At 33.4% G+C, this 21,881-nt stretch carries 22 protein-coding genes; 12 read left to right on the top strand and 10 right to left on the bottom strand.

What is annotated here, in order from left to right; translation table 11 throughout:
* Positions 1-91: 91 nt before the first annotated feature.
* Positions 92-913, bottom strand: a complete 822-nt coding sequence (locus tag FD33_RS09185; RefSeq protein ID WP_025085714.1) for an AraC family transcriptional regulator — start codon at positions 911-913, stop codon at positions 92-94.
* A 134-nt stretch (positions 914-1,047) separates the two neighbouring features.
* Between FD33_RS09185 and FD33_RS09180 the strand changes: the two genes are divergently transcribed.
* The 3 genes from FD33_RS09180 (at position 1,048) to FD33_RS09170 (ending at position 4,685) form a co-directional block, all read left to right on the top strand.
* A complete protein-coding gene (locus FD33_RS09180) occupies positions 1,048-2,553 on the top strand; it encodes a PTS transporter subunit EIIC (protein ID WP_025085713.1) in 1,506 nt (501 codons plus the stop codon).
* A 17-nt stretch (positions 2,554-2,570) separates the two neighbouring features.
* Positions 2,571-4,088, top strand: coding sequence for a glycoside hydrolase family 32 protein (locus FD33_RS09175; RefSeq protein WP_025085712.1), 1,518 nt, complete (start codon positions 2,571-2,573; stop codon positions 4,086-4,088).
* A gap of 282 nt (positions 4,089-4,370) precedes the next feature.
* Positions 4,371-4,685 carry a bacteriocin immunity protein gene (locus FD33_RS09170; protein ID WP_025085711.1) on the top strand — a complete coding sequence of 105 codons (315 nt, stop codon included), beginning with the start codon at positions 4,371-4,373 and terminating at the stop codon, positions 4,683-4,685.
* Here FD33_RS09170 and FD33_RS09165 read toward each other — a convergent pair.
* Positions 4,682-5,677, bottom strand: a complete 996-nt coding sequence (locus FD33_RS09165) for an ROK family protein (protein WP_056955929.1) — start codon at positions 5,675-5,677, stop codon at positions 4,682-4,684. The two genes, FD33_RS09170 and FD33_RS09165, sit on opposite strands and share 4 nt — an antisense overlap.
* Positions 5,678-5,791: 114 nt before the next feature.
* Between FD33_RS09165 and FD33_RS09160 the strand changes: the two genes are divergently transcribed.
* Entirely contained in the window at positions 5,792-6,175 is a 384-nt protein-coding gene (locus FD33_RS09160) for a VOC family protein (protein ID WP_025085709.1), read from the top strand.
* Positions 6,176-6,204: 29 nt separating this feature from the next.
* Here the strand turns inward: FD33_RS09160 and FD33_RS09155 are convergent, their stop codons facing one another.
* Positions 6,205-7,428 (bottom strand): MFS transporter, encoded by a 1,224-nt coding sequence (locus FD33_RS09155; protein WP_025085708.1) that lies wholly within the window; start codon positions 7,426-7,428, stop codon positions 6,205-6,207.
* 114 nt (positions 7,429-7,542) lie between these two features.
* On the opposite strand from FD33_RS09155, the gene FD33_RS09150 reads away from it, so the two are divergent.
* The 3 genes from FD33_RS09150 (at position 7,543) to FD33_RS09140 (ending at position 9,996) form a co-directional block, all read left to right on the top strand.
* Complete coding sequence (locus FD33_RS09150) at positions 7,543-8,109, top strand: winged helix-turn-helix domain-containing protein (protein ID WP_025085707.1); 567 nt, start codon at positions 7,543-7,545, stop codon at positions 8,107-8,109.
* Between the two features lie 60 nt (positions 8,110-8,169).
* Positions 8,170-8,466: an ArsR/SmtB family transcription factor gene (locus tag FD33_RS09145; RefSeq protein WP_025085706.1), complete on the top strand. Its 297-nt coding sequence runs from the start codon at positions 8,170-8,172 to the stop codon at positions 8,464-8,466.
* Positions 8,467-8,640: 174 nt separating this feature from the next.
* Positions 8,641-9,996, top strand: a complete 1,356-nt coding sequence (locus FD33_RS09140; protein WP_056955928.1) for an MFS transporter — start codon at positions 8,641-8,643, stop codon at positions 9,994-9,996.
* 322 nt (positions 9,997-10,318) lie between these two features.
* Here FD33_RS09140 and FD33_RS09135 read toward each other — a convergent pair whose 3' ends face one another.
* The gene (locus FD33_RS09135) at positions 10,319-10,852 is read right to left on the bottom strand and encodes a GNAT family N-acetyltransferase (RefSeq protein WP_025085705.1); all 534 of its coding nucleotides are present in this window, start codon (positions 10,850-10,852) and stop codon (positions 10,319-10,321) included.
* A 163-nt stretch (positions 10,853-11,015) separates the two neighbouring features.
* Here FD33_RS09135 and FD33_RS09130 point away from each other — a divergent pair, with 163 nt between their 5' ends.
* Entirely contained in the window at positions 11,016-13,214 is a 2,199-nt protein-coding gene (locus FD33_RS09130) for a Tex family protein (RefSeq protein WP_056955927.1), read from the top strand.
* 68 nt (positions 13,215-13,282) lie between these two features.
* Here FD33_RS09130 and FD33_RS09125 read toward each other — a convergent pair whose 3' ends face one another.
* Together FD33_RS09125 and FD33_RS09120 are read right to left on the bottom strand one after the other, a co-directional pair.
* Positions 13,283-14,059: an ABC transporter permease gene (locus FD33_RS09125; RefSeq protein ID WP_025085704.1), complete on the bottom strand. Its 777-nt coding sequence runs from the start codon at positions 14,057-14,059 to the stop codon at positions 13,283-13,285.
* An 18-nt stretch (positions 14,060-14,077) separates the two neighbouring features.
* Positions 14,078-15,013, bottom strand: coding sequence for an ATP-binding cassette domain-containing protein (locus FD33_RS09120; protein WP_056955926.1), 936 nt, complete (start codon positions 15,011-15,013; stop codon positions 14,078-14,080).
* Between the two features lie 148 nt (positions 15,014-15,161).
* On the opposite strand from FD33_RS09120, the gene FD33_RS09115 reads away from it, so the two are divergent.
* Positions 15,162-15,677 carry a MarR family winged helix-turn-helix transcriptional regulator gene (locus FD33_RS09115; protein WP_025085703.1) on the top strand — a complete coding sequence of 172 codons (516 nt, stop codon included), beginning with the start codon at positions 15,162-15,164 and terminating at the stop codon, positions 15,675-15,677.
* Between the two features lie 80 nt (positions 15,678-15,757).
* Complete coding sequence (locus FD33_RS09110) at positions 15,758-16,327, top strand: LOG family protein (RefSeq protein WP_056955925.1); 570 nt, start codon at positions 15,758-15,760, stop codon at positions 16,325-16,327.
* Between the two features lie 303 nt (positions 16,328-16,630).
* On the opposite strand, the gene FD33_RS09105 is transcribed toward FD33_RS09110, so the two are convergent.
* The 4 genes from FD33_RS09105 to FD33_RS09090 all read right to left on the bottom strand — a co-directional run bounded on the left by FD33_RS09105 (position 16,631) and on the right by FD33_RS09090 (position 20,596).
* Positions 16,631-17,065: a GNAT family N-acetyltransferase gene (locus FD33_RS09105; protein WP_025086204.1), complete on the bottom strand. Its 435-nt coding sequence runs from the start codon at positions 17,063-17,065 to the stop codon at positions 16,631-16,633.
* Between the two features lie 195 nt (positions 17,066-17,260).
* Positions 17,261-17,725: a hypothetical protein gene (locus tag FD33_RS09100; protein WP_025086205.1), complete on the bottom strand. Its 465-nt coding sequence runs from the start codon at positions 17,723-17,725 to the stop codon at positions 17,261-17,263.
* Positions 17,726-18,315: 590 nt separating this feature from the next.
* Positions 18,316-18,852: a DUF6609 family protein gene (locus tag FD33_RS09095; RefSeq protein WP_056955924.1), complete on the bottom strand. Its 537-nt coding sequence runs from the start codon at positions 18,850-18,852 to the stop codon at positions 18,316-18,318.
* Between the two features lie 445 nt (positions 18,853-19,297).
* On the bottom strand, positions 19,298-20,596 hold the full coding sequence (locus FD33_RS09090; protein ID WP_025086206.1) for a YhgE/Pip domain-containing protein: 1,299 nt from the start codon (positions 20,594-20,596) through the stop codon (positions 19,298-19,300).
* A 242-nt stretch (positions 20,597-20,838) separates the two neighbouring features.
* Here FD33_RS09090 and FD33_RS09085 point away from each other — a divergent pair, with 242 nt between their 5' ends.
* On the top strand, positions 20,839-21,105 hold the full coding sequence (locus FD33_RS09085) for a TetR/AcrR family transcriptional regulator (protein ID WP_025086207.1): 267 nt from the start codon (positions 20,839-20,841) through the stop codon (positions 21,103-21,105).
* Positions 21,084-21,746, top strand: a complete 663-nt coding sequence (locus tag FD33_RS09080; RefSeq protein WP_081784561.1) for an alpha/beta hydrolase — start codon at positions 21,084-21,086, stop codon at positions 21,744-21,746. The genes FD33_RS09085 and FD33_RS09080 overlap by 22 nt, the downstream gene beginning before the upstream one ends.
* The last annotated feature ends 135 nt before the right edge of the window (positions 21,747-21,881 follow it).

Genomic DNA, 21,881 nt, shown 5'->3' with positions numbered 1-21,881 from the left:
TGTTTTTATTTTGTCATTTTTCTAAAGTGGCTAACTTGATTATAAAATTCGCCTAATTAAAACAGTTAAGTTTGACAAGTAATTAAAAAATTTATAGAAATTTTTTCTGATATTCTGATGGAGAGTAACCTATATATTTATGAAACACTCTTGCAAAACGTTGATAACTTGGGAAACCACATGATTGAGCAATGAAAGTGATGGATTCGTTAGAAACCTTGAGCAATTCAGAAGCCTTTTTTAATCGATATTTAGTTAAATATTCTTTTGGCCCAATATTCATATTTTGTTTAAAGAGTTTGTATAAATAGGTTCGGTCGACCGTTAGATAATTTACGACATCATTAATTGAGATAGTCGATTCGTAATTATTGCGGATGTAGTATAAGGCCTTGGTATAGATAACGTCAGGGGAAGAAGATTGATTAGAAGAAACTTTAGGTAAGATGTTATGTAACGAATCCAATATTTCTAACAATTTGGCATTGTAGATAAAATCACTTCGATGTGGATCCTGAGAATAATTAACTATTTCAACAATTTTCTGAGGAACGATTGGAGTATCTTTAATTGAAAAAACAGGATTTCGATAAGAAATATTGATTCGTGACATATATTGTTTGATTAAGTCACCTGTAAAGCGAATCCAATAAAAAGACCATGGATCATTTCTATCAGCAATCATGGTCACGGTCTTTTGGGGTTCAATATACATAAAGTCACCCTTCTTCATATGGTAAGTAATATTGTTGCTGATGAAAGTACCTTTACCATTAGAAATATAATGCAACATATAACCTGATCGTCCTAGTGGTCCATATTGATGTGAAGGGGTTGTTGCTTCGTAACCACCAGAAGTTAGATATAAATAGGAATTATATTGTTCATTGCTAAAGACAAAATTTTTCTTCATTAATAAATAACTCCATTCAACATTTCGACATATGATATCAACATTATACCATTTGAAAACGGTTACTTCAGTTATAGAATGAATTTGTAAGTTAAATAACGAAATAATAACTTTGGGATAGAGAGGAAACAACTATGAAGAATGATCGTAAATTATACGAGAAAATTTCTGATGAAATTCTTCCAGCAATTGGTGGAAAAGATAACGCCATTGAAGCATTCCACTGTGCAACAAGATTAAGAATTGCTTTAAAGGATGTTAGTAAAGTCGATAAAGATACTTTAAATAATATTGAATTGGTGAAGGGTGTCAATCTTAATAAGAATCAATTACAGATCATTTTTGGAGCTGGATTAGTTGATAAAGTGACTGATGTTTTTATTCAACATACAGGCATAAAGTATTATTCAGTTGATTCTGGTAGTCCTGAACCAGCAAAATCCGAGTCCAATGATAAGGAAGAAAAAAAGGGTTTTTTTCAAAGATTTATTGATGATTTAACGGGAGTCTTTACCGAAATTTTACCAGGCATTTTAGCAGGCGGTATCTTAATCGGTTTGAATAATTTATTAACTCAGAAAATTTTTGGAGCACAATCACTTGTTCAAATGTTTCCTGGTATTTCGGGAATTAGTACAATTGTTAATTTGGGTTCTTCTGGTATTTTTGCCATGTTACCTTTGATCGTAGTTTACTCAGCAACTAAAAGATACGGTGGTAGGCCTGTATTGGGCTTAGCAATTGGTGCTGTCATGATGTCAGCTTCCTTACCAGCTATGTCCGACGTTCAAACGGGGGCCGCTAAGGCTGTTATTGCCAATATTTTTGGGTGGAAGTTATCTCTAACTAATTTTGGTGGTCAAATAATTGTGGCCTTGATTATGGGATGGGTTATTGCCAAATTAGATAACTTCTTTCAAAAGAAATTACCGGGTGTAATTCAATTCGTGCTTTCACCAATGTTAACTATTTTAATTTCATCATTTATTTTATTCATGATTGTTGGACCTATCGGCGTGACATTATCAACATGGATTACCAACGCTTTAGTTGGGATGTCACAATCATTAGGGATCTTTGGTTATATAATTTTTGGTGGCATTCAACAGCTAATAGTTATCACCGGTTTGCATAATATGTTTGGTGCTATTGAAACACAATTGATTTCTACTACTCAATATGATTTCCTAAATCCATTGTTCTCTGGTGCCTTGATGGGACAAGGTGGTGGTGTTTTAGCCTTCTTATTCTTAAATCGTAAGAATGCCAAATCACGTGAAATTTCTATTTCAGCATTTTTCTCCATTCTTTTTGGTATTTCAGAACCAGCACTATTTGGTATCAATATTAAACATAAATATCCATTAATCGGTGGTTGTATTGGTGGAGCCGCTGCCGGTGCCTATATCTATTTGACTAAATTAACGGCGGTTTCCTTTGGTACAACGGGATTACCTGGCATTGCCATTGCTGCTCCTCAAAATAATGGGTATGTGAACTACATTTTGACTAATCTGGTTGGAATTGCCGTTGGTTTCTTAGCATCGTTAGTTGTTGCTAAGTTTTCAACATTTGAGTCTAAAGCTAAAGTGACAAATAAAACTAAATCAGTTGTTTCAAAACAAGTTAGTGTTGATTAATATGAGGTTAAATGACTATGACAAATAGAATTAAAGAATTTAAGAATATGGTAGATCATCTAACTGATGTTCCTAAAAAAGTTATTAATAATGAACAAATTATAACTAGCTCTAGCCCTTATCGGCAAAAATATCACGTGGAGAGTGAATCAGGTACTTTGGGTGACCCTAATGGTTTCTCTTATTTTAATGGTAAATATCAACTTTTTTATCAATGGAGTCCTTTAGCATATTCTCAAAAACCACACTATACACAACATGGTTGGAAGCATTTAGTTTCCGACGATTTGATTCATTGGCAAGATTTAGGTGCGGCTATTGAAAGTGATACAAGATACGATCGATATGGAACTTATTCGGGTAGTGCTATATCTGAAGATGATAAGTTATTAATGTTTTATACCGGTAATACTTGGATCAATACGGATACACAAAATAATTGGGTAAGAATTCCATATCAGATTACGGCTTATATGGATAAGAATAATATAGTACATCGTAATAATGATCCTATAATAGAGGGAACTGTTTCTGGATATACGGCACATTTTAGAGATCCCAAAGTTTGGAAAAAAGATGGAGAGTATTATGCCATTTTGGGAGTTCAAAGAACTAATCTAACGGGAACTGCACTAATTATTCATAGTAAGGATTTCAAAGATTGGAATTTATTGGGTGAATTAAATACTAAATATGATTCTCTAGGTTATATGTGGGAATGTCCCGACTATTTCGAATTAGATAATAATGGAGTATTAGTATTTTGCCCACAAGGATTGAAGAGTGAGGGGAATAAGTATCAGAATATTTATCAAACCTGTTATTTGATGGGAGATAAGGTGTCATTACCAGATACTGAATTCAATGCAGAGAATTTAAAAGAGTTAGATCATGGATTCGATCTTTATGCCAGTCAGACAATGTTTTCTCCAGATGGACGAAGAATCTTGATCTCATGGATGGGTTTGCCAGAAACTAGTTATCCAACTGATAAGTTTCATTATTCAGGATGCATGACGATTCCTAAAGAATTAAAAATTATAAATAATAAATTGTATCAAGTTCCCATTAGAGAACTTGATACTTGTAGAGTAAATGAACAGATCATTAAGCAAACATTAACAGATAATGTCTATCAAAAAAAATTGAGTCAGACTGCTAATGAATATGACTTCTCAATTGATTTCAAGACATCTAATGCTTTTATAATTGATCTATTTGCCGATGAGGATGATCAACGTCGATTTAGAATTATTTTAAATAAGAAAAAAAATGAGATTGTAATTGATCGTTCTACGACTGGTAAAGATATTTCAGTTGCTTACGGAACGACAAGAACACTTGATTATAGTATAGATAACGAAATTAATATTCGGATATATACTGACACATCCTCAGTTGAATTGTTTGTTAATGGTGGCGAGGAGGTCTTCACTTCTAGAGTTTTTCCAAAGAAATCTCAATCATATTTATTCTTAAATAGTGTTGGTGGAACTACTGCTGTTACGGGAAATATATATGAAATGAGCAAATAGGAGTGATTTTATGGTTGATTTAATTCATGTTGACGAAGACCAAAAAATATTTCATTTATATAATTAGGCTTTCACCAAAAACTAATAAGTTAGGGTACCCTAGTACGTACTGTACTGGTGATTACCGGCTATCAGATATTCGAAAAATGATTGTCAGACATTAATCATTACTTTAAAAGACTGATATGGATTCATATCGAACTTTTTGTTATGCATTATTGCGGCAATCTGATAAATATATTAAGCTTTTGGTGATAAATGTGAAGATACTGGGAGAAAGACATGGAACATAATGAAGAGGTTACAGTTCTAATGGATCAACTGAGTCGAACATATGCTGATCCTAAGGTTAAAGCAGACTATTATCTAGCTAAATTGATTTTGAAATGTGCCAAAGTTTTGGATAAGACTGGTGACGTTAACTTGGTTTCGGCAGGATACAGTACTAATATAAATAGTTATGTTTTCTATTTGAGAACTCAAAAAAAGAGTCTTCCTAAATCTGCAGTTGATTTGTATTATTCGTGTAAAAAGAACAAGGGGAAATATGATCCCTCAGAGCTTGATATTTACTTTAGTATGATGAGATTCTATTAGATATTTTTAATTATTTTTTCAAAAATCTTTTCTCTGCCATAATTTATTAAGCCGTTTCGATAAGTTTGATCAATATTTTTATCAAAATCAATTGTAGTTTCTGATATCTGATGAATTCGATCATGCAAATCCTTTGATAGTTTATGCTTATCAATTTTTCTCTCTGGAGCGAAAACTACTATTCTATTGGGATCTAATAGTGCAATTATGGTTTGAAGATCATTTAATAAATATTTCTCAAAAACATCTTGTTTCATTGGGTAGTGAGTGTTTTTATAGGATAGTCCCAAGGATATTTCTCCAGCTGCTCCTGATTTACCTAAAACAAGATGACCGAAGGTTAATAAACCAACTCCCGGGGCATAGTTTTTAGGATAGTAAATTCCGACGATATTGTCTTCTTGATTATTTTTAGAGATGCCAAGTACCATAGCGTTGACGTCATTAATTACTTTGGCAGTAATATTAGTGTGTTCAAAAAGATACTGTTCCAAATTTACTTCGGATAATCCGGGGATATCGCTCAGAATCATTTTTTGAGTTGACTCTACACCGGAAGTTCCAATGATAATCAAATCTGGTATTACTTTTTGTTCTTGTAACATCTTTTTGATGGATTCTAATAGGTCTTCGGGATGTATAATTTCCACTTGTAAATCATTTTTAGAAATAATGTCACCGTTTAAATTGATGATTTCCAACTTTGCTACCATTTTTTGATCTATTTCTAAAATACGAATGGTTAATAGATTAAAGTTATTGCCATTAATGGTATATTGTATTGCCCGTCTACCACCAGTTGAAACTTTTTGCAGACTGCTAGTGACAATTCCTTTTTCGGTAAGGATTTTAATTAATTTATTAATGCTGACGACACTTAACCCGGTGTTGTCAGCTATTTTTTTAGATGAAAGAGAACCATTTTGAATGATAGTTTGAATAATGACCTTAAAATTTCTTTCTCTCATGAGTTCAGGAATATTTTTATCCATGAAATTTTCTCCTTAATCTTCTAGACAATTTTATATATCAATGGTATATTAATTTCGCAACTTAGTAAACTAAGTTTATAAAGATAATTAAAAAACTTTCTGGGGAGTAATAGTATGAAAATTGAACACGTTGGACTTTTTGTTAATGATTTAGAAAAAACAGTCTCATTTTACGAAAAATATTTTGGAGCAACTGCTTCTGAAAAATATCATAATGTTAAAACTACATTTTCTTCAAGATTTTTAACATTTGAAGATGGAGCAAGATTGGAAGTATGTACCCGTGATGATTTGAATCAAGATAAGTTAGGTGGATATCCATTAGGATACATGCATATGGCTATGTCATTGGGTTCAAAAGAAAAAGTTGATGAAGTATCTGCACGTATAGAAGCCGATGGATACACTCATTTGAGTGGCCCAAGAGTAACCGGTGATGGTTATTACGAAAGTGTTATTCTTGATCCTGAAGGAAACCAGATTGAATTGACTGTTTAAAATAATTGTATGAAAAAAAGTAAATGAGATTAATTCTCGTTTCCTTTTTTAGGTAGAAAAAGACAGACGGCTGATAGAGCTAGCAATATCATCGATACAATATATGCCAAGGCAGGATTGATTAAATTGTAGATTAGAACGATACCGATAGTGCCTAAGGGCATTGAAATAATTGAGACTGTATTCATTAGTCCAGTTAGACTACCAATAATTTCTTCATCAGCGGTTTTCAATAAGGCGGCCGTCAATTTGGGGTTAGCTTGACCCATACAAAAACCACCAATAACCATAGAAATAATGATAATCATAAAACTCTTTAAACTTAAGAGATTAATATAGAATAATCCTAATGCCACAACACAAGTGATCATGACTGATCTGAAAGATAAATTTTTGAACCATCCAGAATGTAGAATACTTCCTAGGATTGTTCCAGCCACGAGAACAGTATTGATGATTAGTACACTTACACTGAAGGGGAGAGGTAATTTGTTTCCTTGATCAACTAGGTAAAGATTAATAACAGCATCTAGACTAGAGCCAACAGCATTTATAAAGAAAATACTACCCAGTAAAGCCCAAGCGTTAGTGTCCGAACCTTTTTCGAGCGCCTGTTTCATTTGGCCTAAGAGTTTATGAATGGAAGGTGACTTATGTTTAATTTGTTCAACTTTGAGGGAATCATACCCAAAAATTAGAATAATACCTGCAACTAAAAATGTTAAAGCGTTGATATAGCCGGCCAATTGATAGTCATTTGTTAAGGCCAGTAAACTGACACCAATAGCTTGACCGACGGTCTGCATGATAGTCAAGATACCTTGAGTGATACCCAGAGCTTCTTCTTGAGATTCACGGTCAATCTTAGTTTGAATAATTGGCATACGTAAACCATTGCTGTACATACCGATAATATCTGAAAAGATGTTAATTAGGATAATAATCATTAGTAAGAAGACTTGTTTTTGAGTAATTAATAGAGCCAAAATTAAATAGAGTCCAGCTTGAATAAATTTGGTACTAGCTAGCCAAACACGTTTGTTAGAAGTTCGGTCAGCAATTTGTCCGGTAACGATACCGAGGACACCAGGCATAACTGTTGCAACTGAAACAATGGAAACCATGATACTGGCGTTAGCAAAGCTACGTGCATAGGTTAATAGAATGATATTGAATAGGCTAGTACCGATAGTTTCAAAAAAATTAGCACCAGTTAAGGTCATAAAGGCCGGATTCTTAATTAAATTTTTCATATTATCACGTCCATCTAAAATTATTTTACGCTTAAATTAATTTAAATGATAAATGAATTTTAATTGTTTGATTTCAATTTGTCAAACATTTATGCTGATAAAGAGGTGAAAATAATGTCCAAAGTTACAGTAGATCAATTTGCCAAATTAATGGTCGACGACAAAGTTGGCAAAATTTTAAAGGCCACTAAAGTCGAAGAAGGACTAACTCCAAAACAGATTTCAAAGGCCACTAAAATTCCTAACAATCAGCTATACTACACATTGAATAAAATGATGGATGCTGATCTTTTAAAAATTGTTAAACAAGAGAAAATCAAGAATTTAACTGAGAATTATTATTCTAGTTTGTTTCTGAATCAAAAAACAAAATATATTGTGGATGACGATGATAATGTTTTAAACTTCTCAGATGATTGGATCAAAGAACACGCTGAACAAACACTTCAATTGGTAATGTTGCAACATCATGAATTCATTAGTGCTTTGAGGGAAACTATTAACAATGGAAACGATGAAGACAATACTACTTCAGCACATGGGGAAATAGATTTATCTCCAGAAGGTGAAAAGAAGGTCATGTCAGATTTATTCAAGGTATTAAATAACGCTGAAAAAAATGACCCTAATCCCGATTCAAAAAATAAGCGTCATGTTAAGATTCAATTGGAAAAATGGTAGACAAGAATTTTTGGGCTGACATATTGAATCGCCAATTAAACTTCAAGTAAAATAGCAAATATGGTAAATACTAAATTGAAAAAGCAAATAGATGATAGACAAATTCAAATTTTTAAAGCACTAGCGGATCCGATCCGCTTAGAAATTATTGAATATCTGAAACATACTGATCACGAGATAGCTTGTGGTGAAGTTGGAAGAGCGGTCAATATCAGCAAAACCTCTGGTTCATATCATTTCAAGTTGTTGGAATCAGCAGGATTAATTAATACACGACGAGAAGCTCGTGAAAAATACGTTACTTTGAATAAAAGTACGTTTGATAAATATGTGACTGATTTCTATCAGAATATTTAAATATTTATCCTAAATGGTTGAATCCATTGGTATCTTTGAATTACTCAAAAAGAGACGTTCTAAAGACGTCTTTTTTTTATACAATTTTTATTGTCACAAATTTTACTGAATGATAATGTTAAATAGTTCAAAAACATTTGAACTATTTTAAAATGCTGTACAGAGGAGATTAAAATGGAAGCAACCACGAATAGAAGGATTAGTTCCACCTGGATTTTGATATTAACGTCACTAGGATTTTTCATGTCGATGATGGATTCAATGATCGTCACGACGGCTTCAACCGCAATTAGAACAGATTTTCATATTTCAGTGAATACTTTGCAGTGGGCTTTGAATGCTTACAATATAACAATTGGTGCTGTATTGTTAGTTGGCGTTTCTCTAGGTGAAAGAATTGGCCGCCGAAAAATTTATAATATCGGTATTTTTGTTTTTACTTTGGGTTCAGTTTTTTGTGCATTATCCAGTAATATTACTGTTTTGATTATTGCTCGAGTAATTGAGGGAATTGGTGCCTCAGTCATGACGCCGATGTCTATGGCAATTTTAACGCATGCATTGCCAACCTCAGAACGTGGTAAAGCGTTGGGGATCTGGAGTGGGATTGGAGGCTTAGCACTGATTGTTGGACCGTCATTGGGTGGTTTGATTGTCGCTAAATTGGCCTGGCAATGGATTTTCTGGATCAATGTTCCTATTGGAATAGCCGCAATTTATTTATCAGAACGGATATTACCAGAAAGTATCGGTAATAGTGACAAAATTGGACTAGTGGACTCCTTATTAATAATTTTTGCTTCAGCTGGTATTATCTGGTCCTTGTCAGAAATGACTGCTGCCAATTCAAAAGTTATATCAGTGTTGGTTGGTATCTTAAGTTTAGCTTTAGGAATCTGTTTTATTGCTCGTCAAAGGAATGAATCTAAACCGATGATTCCTTTAAAATATTTTCGTTCGAAGGCGTTTACTGGAGGGAACGTGGCAACTTTTTTGTTGTATGCGGCAATGTATGGTGTGGTATTTTTCTTACCACAATTTCTTCAAGTTGTCGGCCGAGCAGATTCTTTAACCGCGGGCCTAGAAATTTTACCTTGGACTGGAACTTTAGTTGTGGTAGCTCCCTTTGCTGGTAAAACAGTAGATAAATTTGGAGAAAAACTGATAGCAACTTTGGGACTTGTTTTGCAGGGAATAGGATATTTGTTGCTTTCAATTTTGGTTACTGAACAGAGTTTGTATTTAATCATGATAATTCCATTGGCATTAGCCGGTGTGGGACTCTCAATGGCGGGACCGGCCTTACAAAAATCTGTTTTAGGAGCAGTTGATCCTGAGTCTATTGGTAAAGCATCAGGAATTTATAATGTTTTCCGTTTGATGGGAGGTGCTGTAGGAACCACTATTTCAGTGATTGTATTCTATGGATTTGGTAATACTATCGATATTAATTCATTTGCCAATGGCTTTCGCGCAGCTATGATGTGTGCTGGTCTGATGTCACTTAGTGGTATTTTATTCTCATTCTGAGTCAAAAATAATGATTGAATTAAAAAATTAGTTATTATATTTTTGATTTATTTCATCAGTCTTGTTTTTTCAATGATGATTAGAAATGCATCTTGTTTATTCTTAACCAAAGATTTTTTTATGTATTTCGCCTTAAGTAATAATATTAAAAGTATTACTTGGGTAAAAATCTCTAGCAACAAAAAAGAGTGAAAATTTTTATTCGTTAGATTATATATAAAGATATTTGTATAATGATTTACTGAAGATAATAAAATCAATGCAAAATAAATAGGATGTGAGTTTGATTAATTTCAAATTCACATCCTATTTTTGTACAAATTTATAGATTCAATTCAAAAGCTAAGCGGGCGTTATCCTCGTGATTAACAGCGGGTTCACTAACATAAATTTTGCCACGATGAACGTAACCGGCACTAGTAGCCAAGTGTTGCATTCTCTTATTCAACTTATGAGTATCGATTCTAAAGTTACGAATACCATTTTGATAGGACTGACTGATAAGATTGGAAACAAAAATTTTGCCTAAGTGTTGACCAGCAAAATCACCACTGATAGCGATACGATGAATAGTTGCGTAAGGATCAGTATTATTTTCCCATTGGCCATCAGTGATTTCACGGTAATTAGGATCATCGGCAACAATTAAAGTTGCTGTACCAGCGACCTTGTTATCAACCATTAAGACCCAACATTGCTGAGCCATAATGTCATTTTTTAATGTAGCAGTATCAGGATAACCATTTTGCCATTGAGGACTACCATCTGCTTTCAACATTGCTTGAGCTTGACTAATAATGTTCATTATTTCATTTAAATCTGTAATTTGTGCACGTTTAATGTAAATTGAACTCATTTTGGTCCTCCGTATAAATAAGATAATTTAATTTTATCACTTTAATTTTTCCTAATGGTATTTGAACGAAATTTTAGGTGTAGGTAAGCGACTGAATTTTGAATTGACCATGGTATAATTGAAGACGCGTTTAATCCAAGTAGTTACAACAATGGAGGATCACATGGCAACAAAACAAGAAGAAAATAACATGGTTGATCTGGCCAAACCAGTTCACCAACAATTGAATCAGTATCGTGTGCAACAAATTCAAGCAGTTCTAACACTTTTAGATGAAGGCAATACAGTACCTTTTATTGCTCGTTATCGTAAAGAACGAACGGGGACTTTGGATGAAGTGGCAATCCGTGATATTGAAGATGAAGCTCATCGGCTAATGAAATTAAATCAACGTCGTGATGATGTGTTGAAATTGATTCAGGAGCAAGGTAAGTTAACACCTAGTTTGAAACAACAATTAGAACAGGCTACAGTTTTGCAACAAGTTGAAGATTTGTATCTTCCATATAAACAGAAACGCCGTACCAAAGCTACCATAGCTCGTGAAGCAGGATTGGAACCATTAGCTAAGTGGTTAATGACTTTTCCCGAACGTGGACTTGATGCTAAGGCAAAAACTTTTATTTCTAAAGATAAAGATTTACCCGATTTGGAATCTGTTTGGGCCGGAGTCAACGAGATTTTAGCTGAAAATTTCAGTGAACGAGCTGACTTCCGTGAATGGATTCGTGGTTATACATGGGCTCACGGGGAATTGACTAGTAAACTCAAACGAGGCGCTAAGGATAAAGACGAACAACAGGTTTATGAAACTTATTATGAATTCACACAAGCTTTGAAACAGGTTCCACCTTATCGTGTTTTAGCAATAAATCGTGGTGAACGTGAGAAAATTTTGACAGTAGGGATAACAGTTGATGACACTTCAATCTTGCATTATGGGGATTCACATTTAATCAGACGTCATAAGGGACCAGCAGTAGAAAAAGTTGAAGCGGCTTTTGCTGATGCTTATAAGCGTTTCATTGGTCCATCAATTGAACGTGAATTACGTCGTCAAATATCTGATAAGGCTGATAAACATGCTATTCAAGTGTTTGGTAATAACTTGTATCACCTATTGATGCAGGCACCTTTAAAGGGAAAAGTGGTTATGGGCTTTGATCCAGCCTATCGAACAGGCTGCAAATTGGCAATTATGGATGCAAATGGTCGCTTTTTGACTAAACAAGTTATCTATCCACATAAACCCGCTAGCAGTAAACAACGTGCCGAAGCTGGTCCAGAGTTCAAAAAATTACTGGAAAAATATCATGTAGAAATGATTGCTATTGGTAACGGAACAGCTAGTCGTGAGTCTGAAGAGTTTGTCAGTGAAATTTTGAAGACCTTGGATCACCCTGTTTACTATGTGATAGTTAATGAGGCCGGAGCTTCCGTTTATTCTGCTAGTGCTAATGCTCGAAAAGAATTTGCTAATCTACATGTTGAAGAGCGTTCGGCTGTCAGTATTGGACGTCGCCTACAAGATCCATTGGCTGAATTGATTAAAGTTGATCCGAAAGCTATTGGTGTTGGTCAGTATCAACACGATGTACCTGAAAAGGAATTGGACGAACAATTGGATCGTGTCGTTGAGACTGCCGTTAACCAAGTAGGAGTTAATTTAAATACAGCCAGTCCTGAATTGTTAACCCATATTTCTGGATTGACCGCAACTACTGCCAAAAATATTGTGACTTATAGAAATGAGAACGGTTCATTTTCTAAACGTCAAGATTTGAAATCTGTCCCTCGATTGGGGCCTAAAGCTTATCAACAATCGGTTGGTTTTTTGAGAATCATTGCTGGTAGTGATCCGTTGGATAATACAGATATCCATCCGGAAAGTTACGCCGCAACTCGAAGATTGTTGTCAGGTATCAATGTAACAATCGATTCAATCGGGACACCAGAATTACAACAGAAATTAGGTAAGCTGGATCAAAAACAATGGGCTGAAAAGTTAGATATCGGCGAATCAACTTTAGCAGATATTATTGCTGGTTTGAGTAAACCGGGACGTGACTTGCGTGATAGCATGCCAGCACCATTGCTACGCCAAGATGTTTTGACCATGGCCGATTTAAAACCAGGGATGGAACTTCAAGGTACCGTTCGTAATGTCATTGATTTTGGAGCTTTTATCGATATCGGTGTTAAACAAGACGGGTTAGTTCATATTTCTCAATTGTCTGATCATTTTGTTAGTGATCCTAGTACCGTGGTGACAATTGGTGATATTGTGACCGTTTGGGTTCTTAGTGTTGATGAAGATCGTAATCGAATTCAATTGACTATGCGTAAAGAGAATAAAAAGTAATAAAATAAGGGATCAATATTGGGCTTATAGACTAATATTGATCCTTTATTTTTAAATTAATTTGATATCTAGTTTTGTCTGTTATATGCCCAGACTGTTAAAGAAGCAAAAATCAGGACAATGACTAAATCGAATATAAGGACAATCCATGCAGTATTTGAAAACGCTCCTGTTGCCAGAATTTGACGAATAGCAGTAATCACATGTGTCATTGGATTTAAATTGGCGATTATCTGTAAAAATTTAGGCAAAGTATTGATTGGAATGAAAGCATTTGACAAAAATGATAATAGTAGCATGGTCATTAAAGAAATGCTTTCTACCATAGTTGCGCTTTTTGCCATCAATCCTATAAATGCATAGATCCATGATATAGCCCAACCAGTAAAGACAGTGATTAATATGATGACAATGATCCATCCAAATGCTACATTTGGTCGCCACCCCATGAGGTATCCGGTTGTAAGTGAAGCAACGATTGCAAGGACTAATCGCAAGATATCTGCCAATAATTGTCCAGCAAGTGGGGCAATGTGAGCGATGGGTAATGTTTTGAAACGGTCAAAGATTCCAGTCTCCATGTCTTCCTTGATTTGTGTACCAGAACCTGAGGCGGCAGATAGGATAGTTTGTATTAGTATTCCGGGAACAATTATTGGTAAGTATGCATGGACTCCTCCGGCAATAGCGCCACCGAATAAATAACCGAACAGTATCATGAACATAACTGGCTGAATTAGAACGTCCATTAGATGATCAGGATTATGTAGAGTTTTTAGAAGATTGCGATAGGCCATGGTATTAATATTTTGAATTGTGCTAATACGACTTTTCTTGATTTCCATTATTTTTTCTCCATATTTTTAATTTTTACCAATTGTTAATATCATAAAGACATCATCTAGGGATGGTTCTTGAATCTTTAAATTTGAAACATCTATTTTGTCGGTGCTTAGTTGTGATAGTCCGTCAATTATTTGTTCAGTAGTTTTGAATCTCACAGTAATGGTATTGTTAATTATCTGCGGCCTTGAATTCAATGCATTCTGAAGAATTTTGGCAGCAGGGAGGACATCATTATTTTTTATGATTTTTAAAGACATTTTTGATTCGCCAATTTCGTGTTTCAATTTATCGGGAGTACCAATTCGAATTAATTTACCATGATCAATTACAGCAACACGATCAGCGAGAGTATCTGCCTCTTCAAGATATTGTGTTGTTAGAAAAACTGTCGATCCATGTTTAACTAAATTCCGAATTGTATCCCACATTTGTGTGCGAGTCCGTGGATCCAACCCAGTTGTCGGTTCATCTAGAAAAATTATCTCTGGTCGTGTAATCAAACTAATGGCCAAATCTAGTCTGCGACGCATACCACCAGAAAATTCTTTGATTGATTTGTCAGCACCCTTTTCAAGTGAGAATTCTTTCAACAATTCATTTGTTCGTATATGAGATTCTTTTTTTGACAATCCGTTCAATCTAGAAAATATTAGTAAATTTTCTTTGGCGGTAATGTCTTCATCAACAGCAGCATATTGACCTGTTACGCCAAAAGTTGATCGTGCTAGTTTGCTGTCTTTTTTGATATCATGATCAAGAATAGTTATATTACCAGTAGTTGGTTTTAATAAAGTAGTTATCATACGGAGAATGGTGGTTTTACCATCTCCATTAGGGCCTAATAGTCCGAAGACTTCTCCCTTTTTAACAGTGAATGAAACATCATCGACTACTTTTTGATTGTTGAATGCTTTAGATAAATGTTCTACGTTAATAGCAGTGTTATTTTGCATTTTAATGACCTCTTCAAAAAATTAATCAGGTATACCTAACAAAAACAGGTTATAAGGGCCACCTGATTAAAAATCAAGAAAAATAATCAGGTAGACCTGAATTAAATTGGATATTCACGTATAATAAGAAATTGGAGGATGCATAACAATGACAAATTTAATTGATCAGGGAAAAACAGCAGGTAAGTTGGTTGAATTTAGCATGTTACAAAATATTGCTGAAGATGATGCACAGCATAAAAATGATTATAAAATGTTATTCCAAGGTCAAGGGAAAATATTATTGGCATTGTCAGACGATGATAATTTGCCACAAAAAGTTTTAGCAGATAGGCTTAATATGACACCACAATCTATGGCTGAATTTGTTCGAAAGCTTGAAAAGAGAGACTTAGTTTCACGTAAGAAATCAGTGGACGATAAGCGTGTAACTATTGTTAGTTTGACTGATAATGGTCGATTAGAAATTGAAAAAAGAATGCAAGTAATTCCAAAATACTTAAGAGCCTTAAATGATGAGGAATTGTTACAGCTTAATAATATTTTGGATAAAATAAATGAACAAATGTATCTTGATATTAAGAATGCAGATTCAACTTTACATAATAAATATCATCAACTTATGTTGAATCACGTATTGACTAAAATCCATACAAATGACTGAAGATTTAAAGTGTTAATTTAAAATTGGTAATAAATTATCGTAATATCTGTTACAGAATAATCCAGGGAGAATAATATTTTATGAAAAGAATAGCTGTTTATTGTGGAGCATCAAAGGGAAATAAATCACTTCACACAGATGCAACAGTTCAATTGGGCACTTATTTGGCAGAACACAATTTAGAATTAGTTTATGGTGGAGGCGGTGTTGGTTTAATGGGACTTTTAGCCAATACGGTTTTGGATAACGGAGGCAAGGTTCATGGTGTAATGCCACAAGAACTTGTCGATCGTGGTGCTTCATTAGATAGATTAACTGATTTAAAAGTGGTTGATAATATGAGTACTAGAAAGAAAACTATGCTTAATGATTCAGATGGTTGTATTGCGTTGCCAGGAGGTCCCGGAACGCTTGAAGAAATAATAGAGGCATTTTCTTGGGCAAGATTAGGGGATAATGATAATCCTTGTGTATTCTATAATGTGGCCGGATACTATGATTCTTTGAGAGATATGTTTGATAATATGGTTCAAAATGGATACCTAACACAGAGTGATCGCAGCAAGCTCTTATTTTCGGATTCGTTAACAGAGATATTTGAGTTTATGGAAAATTATATTCCACCTAGAATTCGTCAATATTCTAAATAAATTCTGGTTGGAAGTTTATTGGTATTAAAATAATAGGTCACAAACTTAAAATTTTAAGTTTGTGACCTATTATTTTGGAGCTTATTAAATTTATAAATTATAAAGTGATTTGGCAATCGATAGAGCGTTAAATCTGAGTGATACTAGGCAAGTATCAATATCTGTACTTAAACAAAAAATCAATGATTGAAATAATAATGAACAAAAATGCTTCACAATTGCTAGACAAGAAATTTGACAGTTATGGAGCACCTTAATTCAGGCAACCGCTTTTTTAACAGTAAATATTTAACGAATGAAACTTTAGTTCCACCATTTAATGTAATTAATTTCTTCCTTACGAATCTCATAGCCATGCTTATCGTAGAATTTGTGGCCAGATTTTCTTTCAAATCCGGAAACAAGTCTAATACCGTAACTACCATCTTCTTTTGCCCACTGTTCGGCATGTTCGATTAGTTTTGAACCAATTCCCTCATGTTGGTGATTTCCATCCACAGCTAACGTTATGATGTTCTTCAAACTCTTGTGATAAGTATTCTCATAATCGCTCATTTGAATATATCCTAGGACCTTATTGTCGTCGTTGGCAGCAACAAATAATTTGCTGTTAGGTAAGGATAGAATCTTTTGAATTTGCTTGGTTGTTTGATCAATTGGAAAGTGATAGTCCAAACTACTGATATTAATTCTATGAATCTCAGGTGCATCTTCTATAGTAGCTTCTCTTATAATCAAAATATCTATCCTCTTCTTAAAGTGTTGTAATTGAATCTAAGAAGACAATCGAAATTCTTCATGGAATTAATCTGTCTAAAAACAAGGATGATTTTATAAGTATACTCGGCCCATCGGGATCAGCAAAAACTACCCGTTTTATGGGTGCTTTTTAAATGGTTTATTTAATTTTTTAGAATTTAATTTAAAAATCTTTTATTGATAGTATATTCCATCAGGGGCAGACATTTTGGCATATGTACCAATGAGATTGCCATTAACATCATGGAAATCACCATTTGATTTTACGACTGTAACGATTGGATTCTTAGAACCAGTATCAAACCATACGTGATAGCCATCAGTTTCCTGTTTAACATTCATGGATTCTTTTGCAGCACCACCCATAGAATGAGCGACTAAAGCTGCGGCTTGGTCAGAGTTTTGAATGATTGTAGCAGATTGTGGATGAGTATTAGTGTTGTTGTTTGTTACTGGTACTTGTTTTTGTTGAGTAGTTGCATGATTTGTTACTTTTGGTTGTTTGGGTTTAGCATTGGTATTTGATGTTTGTTGAGCCGTATTGTTTGAATTATTTTGGTTAGTATTTGTAGAAATATTTTGTTTATTTATTTTCTTCTTAGATTTGTCAGCTTTGGAAGCTTTCTTCACTGTTTCCATTTTTGTAGAAGAAGATTTTGAACCCTTTGAGGCTTGTTTGTTTGATTAAACCTAATTTTATTTTTTTGGGACTCTTTGATTTAAATTTTATTAAAATAAAAAAACTTCACAAATTACTGAATGAGATTGTCAGTAATTGTGGAGTTTTTGTTTTAATGAAAAACCGAGGTCTTTAGTAATAACTTTAGAACATAGGAGTAATAACAATATTATTACCTTTACTATAGCCTAAACTCAATCTAGATAATTCGGCAAAAAAATGGACACTAGATGACAATAATTCTTTCATAGATGAAATTGATAGCTGTGTTTTTGATTCATTGTAAATATCTCACAAAATAATGTTAAGCTTAAAATGACGATACGTAATTTAATTATTGTTTTGTTCTTACTAAAGGCTAAATAAATATGACGTGTGCTAAACAGCATTTTTTGAAATATTTAATACAACCGATTTACGATTATATATTAATGTTGTAGTTTTGACGATGATCGTAGATTTTTCCCCTCAAAAAAATTTTAGAGAAATCAGAAGATAAAAATAGGAAGCAAGTTTATTCTTTTAAACTTACTTCCTGATATAAATGTCATTAAAAATTTATGGGACTTAATTTAATATAAAGGATTCCAAAAATTAATTTCAAAAAACCATCGATAATGAAAACTAAATCTAAAGGAACTACTAGGAGCATTGATATTAGAACGTTAATAATTGTAAGAATACCTAAAATACCCATCATTTTACCGTGAACTGGAATAAACATGAAGAAGTGTAAACCGACTGATAATAAGACACCTAACCAAATGGTTCTCATAAAATTAATCGATGTTGTCGGATAAGTATTTCTAGCCAAGATAATAGTAAACACGATAGCAATACACATAATAATAATGGCAGCATTAGCCCAGAATTGTTGTGATTTGGTTCCTGGTCCGACACTAAGACGTTTACGGGTTTTAGAATTAAGTTCCCAGAATATACCCACACTATATAGAATTCCAAATGGAATGGTATTTGGCATGCCGTTCTTCAATTTCAGCGTTAATGAAAGCATGGCAATCCCCACAATGATAAGCCAAATGCCATTAATTCTCTGACGAGGATATTTATAAGCAATATTTTTCATAAAAAATCTCCTAAAATTTTCTAAGTAAGAGTATATATTATTGTCTTTTGAAAATATACAGCTTATTTGCACAAAAATATTATTTTTGAGCTATGTTAGTTGCTTTAATGAATAAAAAGTCATCATATCAGTTAATTAAAGAGGTTATGAAAAATTTGGATAAAATGGAGTTGGAAGAAACGGTAAACATTCCCGTTAAAATCATTCTAAAGATTGTGTTGAAGTCGTCGATGGGCAAGATCGGTAGCTTCTTTTCGTTCCCAGTTATAATAGATAGAATCGAAAAAGTGAAATTTGAAAAATGAAGAAGGAATATTTCATTTAGCAAAAAACTACTAGCCTTTTAAAGTGAAGGGTTAGTAGTTTTTTTGAATAAAAAGTACATTTCATAGTAAAGTTTTGGAACTGTCCTTATCAACTTCATATATTTAATTTGAAGTCTTGATTAAATTTTAAGTGTTTTATGAATCGTTATAAATCGGAATTTGACAATCGATAGGGCATTAAATCCAATAATCATAGCTATCATTATTAGAATATCAGATTGAATATTTAAATTAGTAGAAATAGTTGAACGTAATGAATCGATAAGATAAGTCATTGGTAACCACTGATTCATGGTTTGAGCAAAATGTCCAACTAATTGCATTGGATATAATCCTCCAGATGAAACTACTTGAGTGACTAGGATAATTGATACCAACCAAGTACCAACGCCCCCTAAAAGTGTACTTAAACAAAAAATCAATGATTGAAATAATAATGATCCAAGGATCAACTCACCAAATAAATCAAATTGAGAATTAACTTGTAAATTATTCAATTTTGTCAAAGTGAAAAATAAAATAACTGATTGAACGATGGCAACTGCTGTAATGATGGATGCCTTGGATAACCACCAACCAAAGGCTGAAGTTGGTTTCTTGTGTGGATCATTGTCATACATAGTTCCTAAAGCAATTCCTGCAACATAGATGCCAAGTGCGATTGCAAATGGAGCCATTCCAGTACCGTTATTAGGTACTTTATTAATATCGGTTAAATGTTCAGAGATAGGAGTTGCCAAATGATCGGCTGTTTGGTCATTTTTAGAAATTGTATTCAATCTGGCAGCTCCGCTTAGCAAAGCTCCTGATAATTGTTGAGTTCCGGCCTTTAATTGAGGAGATGGTGATTGACTGGATATCTGATTAGTAGCTGTCCCAGCTTCGACCATACCATTTTGAGCACCACTTAGAGCTTTGAGAATCACTTTTGAATATGTAGATGTTACTTGTTCAGATACCTTTTGATTAACATTGGTTGCGGCTCCGGTAGTTATTTTAGAAACAATAAAGTTCTGACCAGAATTGATTTTATAATTGATTTTCATTTTTTGAGGATGTGATGAAAGTAAAGTGGTTGCATTTTTAGAAAAGTCTTTGGGAATAATAATGGTCATATAGGATTTACCTGAACGCAACCGCTGTTCAGCCTTTGTTGAACTTGTCTCTTCAAAATCAAAGGTATCTTTATCCTTGAGACTTCTTGTTAAATTATCACCAATTGTAATTTCTTTGCCATTGAAAACTACTGACTTATCTTCGTTAACAATGTTTACTGGAATATGATCTACTTTCCCATAGGTATTCCACATTGAAGAGAGATAGATATAACAGTAAATAGCAGGAATTAAAGCAATTGCCAATAACACTATTAAAATTTTTTTATTATTTATGAGGTATTTCCATTCTGATTTAAACATGATTGAAATCTCCTTCAATAATTTTTTATACAACCGCATAATAGATTTTTAATATTGAGGGAGCAATATGCAAAAACAGGTAAAGTGTTGAGTGGATATGACTGTATTTTTAAATAAATCCAAATATGCTTGTGTTATATCGGTGACAAAAATACGAGAAGTGTTTATTTATTGAATTTAAATTATTTTGGATTATTATCAACTTTAAATAAACAGTCAGTTCATTTAAGAGGTGTTCTCTGATGGAGTCTAATGAAAAAAGATTAAAAACAGAAATGAAAATTCAACGGGCCTTTATCAAAATTGTTAGTGCTGAAGGATTTGATAAGTTGACGATTAGCGCTTTGATTAAAGATGCTAAAATCAATCGTGGAACCTTTTATATTCACTATTTGGATAAATATGATTTGAAATCTAAATATGAAAAAGAAATAATTTTGGATATCCAAAATATATTTTCAAATTATAAGAAACCAAATTTAGATAAATCATTGAATTTGATTATTTAATTTCCAATCTACCTAGAGAAAAGAATCATTTTAAACACAGTGTTTTAAAAGTCAAAGTGGACGAAAACGGTAAAATGAAATTTCATGGTGGAATCCTAAGTATAGATAATCAACCTATCGTAGTAGTGTCCTTTCAAAATAATCGCGATGGATATCGGAACATCAATCAACAGGCTAAGTTGCTTGGTAAAGTTATGCAAAGTTTACAAACTAAGTATGGCTTTACAAATTTTAGGGCTCTTGGACATTCGAATGGTGGTCTAATTTGGACATTAGCAATTGAAAAGTATATTAACATTTCAAAAATGCATCTCGATTGTTTGATGACGATTGCGACACCTTATAATATGCAGGGATCAAAAATGTTGAGCGAGCTAGTTCATAACCGCAATAAGATTCCTTATAACACCACGATTTATTCAATTGCTGGTGCTAAAAACTATTCGACTGATGGTCTGGTCAAGGTGGATTCTGTTTATAGTGGAAAATATATTTATCAATCTCAGGTTAGGTATTTTACTGAGATTACCTTAACCGGAGAAAATACTAACCATTCGGATTTGCCGGAAAATAGACAAGTTATTGGGATTGTTTCTAACTATTTATTTAATAATTTGGCTGAAACCAAAACATTTTACTAATTGAAATCTGAACTACATTGTTTTTCTTGGAAATAAATTCCAGCCAAGAGTTCGATCTATCGAAATATGGAGTAACCAAATAATGGCGAATTTTATAATCAAGTTAGCCACTTTCAATAAAAGCTCAAAATAAAA

It is taken from the genome of Companilactobacillus paralimentarius DSM 13238 = JCM 10415, assembly GCF_001434985.1.
GTDB classification, from domain to species: Bacteria; Bacillota; Bacilli; order Lactobacillales; family Lactobacillaceae; genus Companilactobacillus; species Companilactobacillus paralimentarius.
This window is presented reverse-complemented; position numbering and strand designations above follow the sequence as displayed.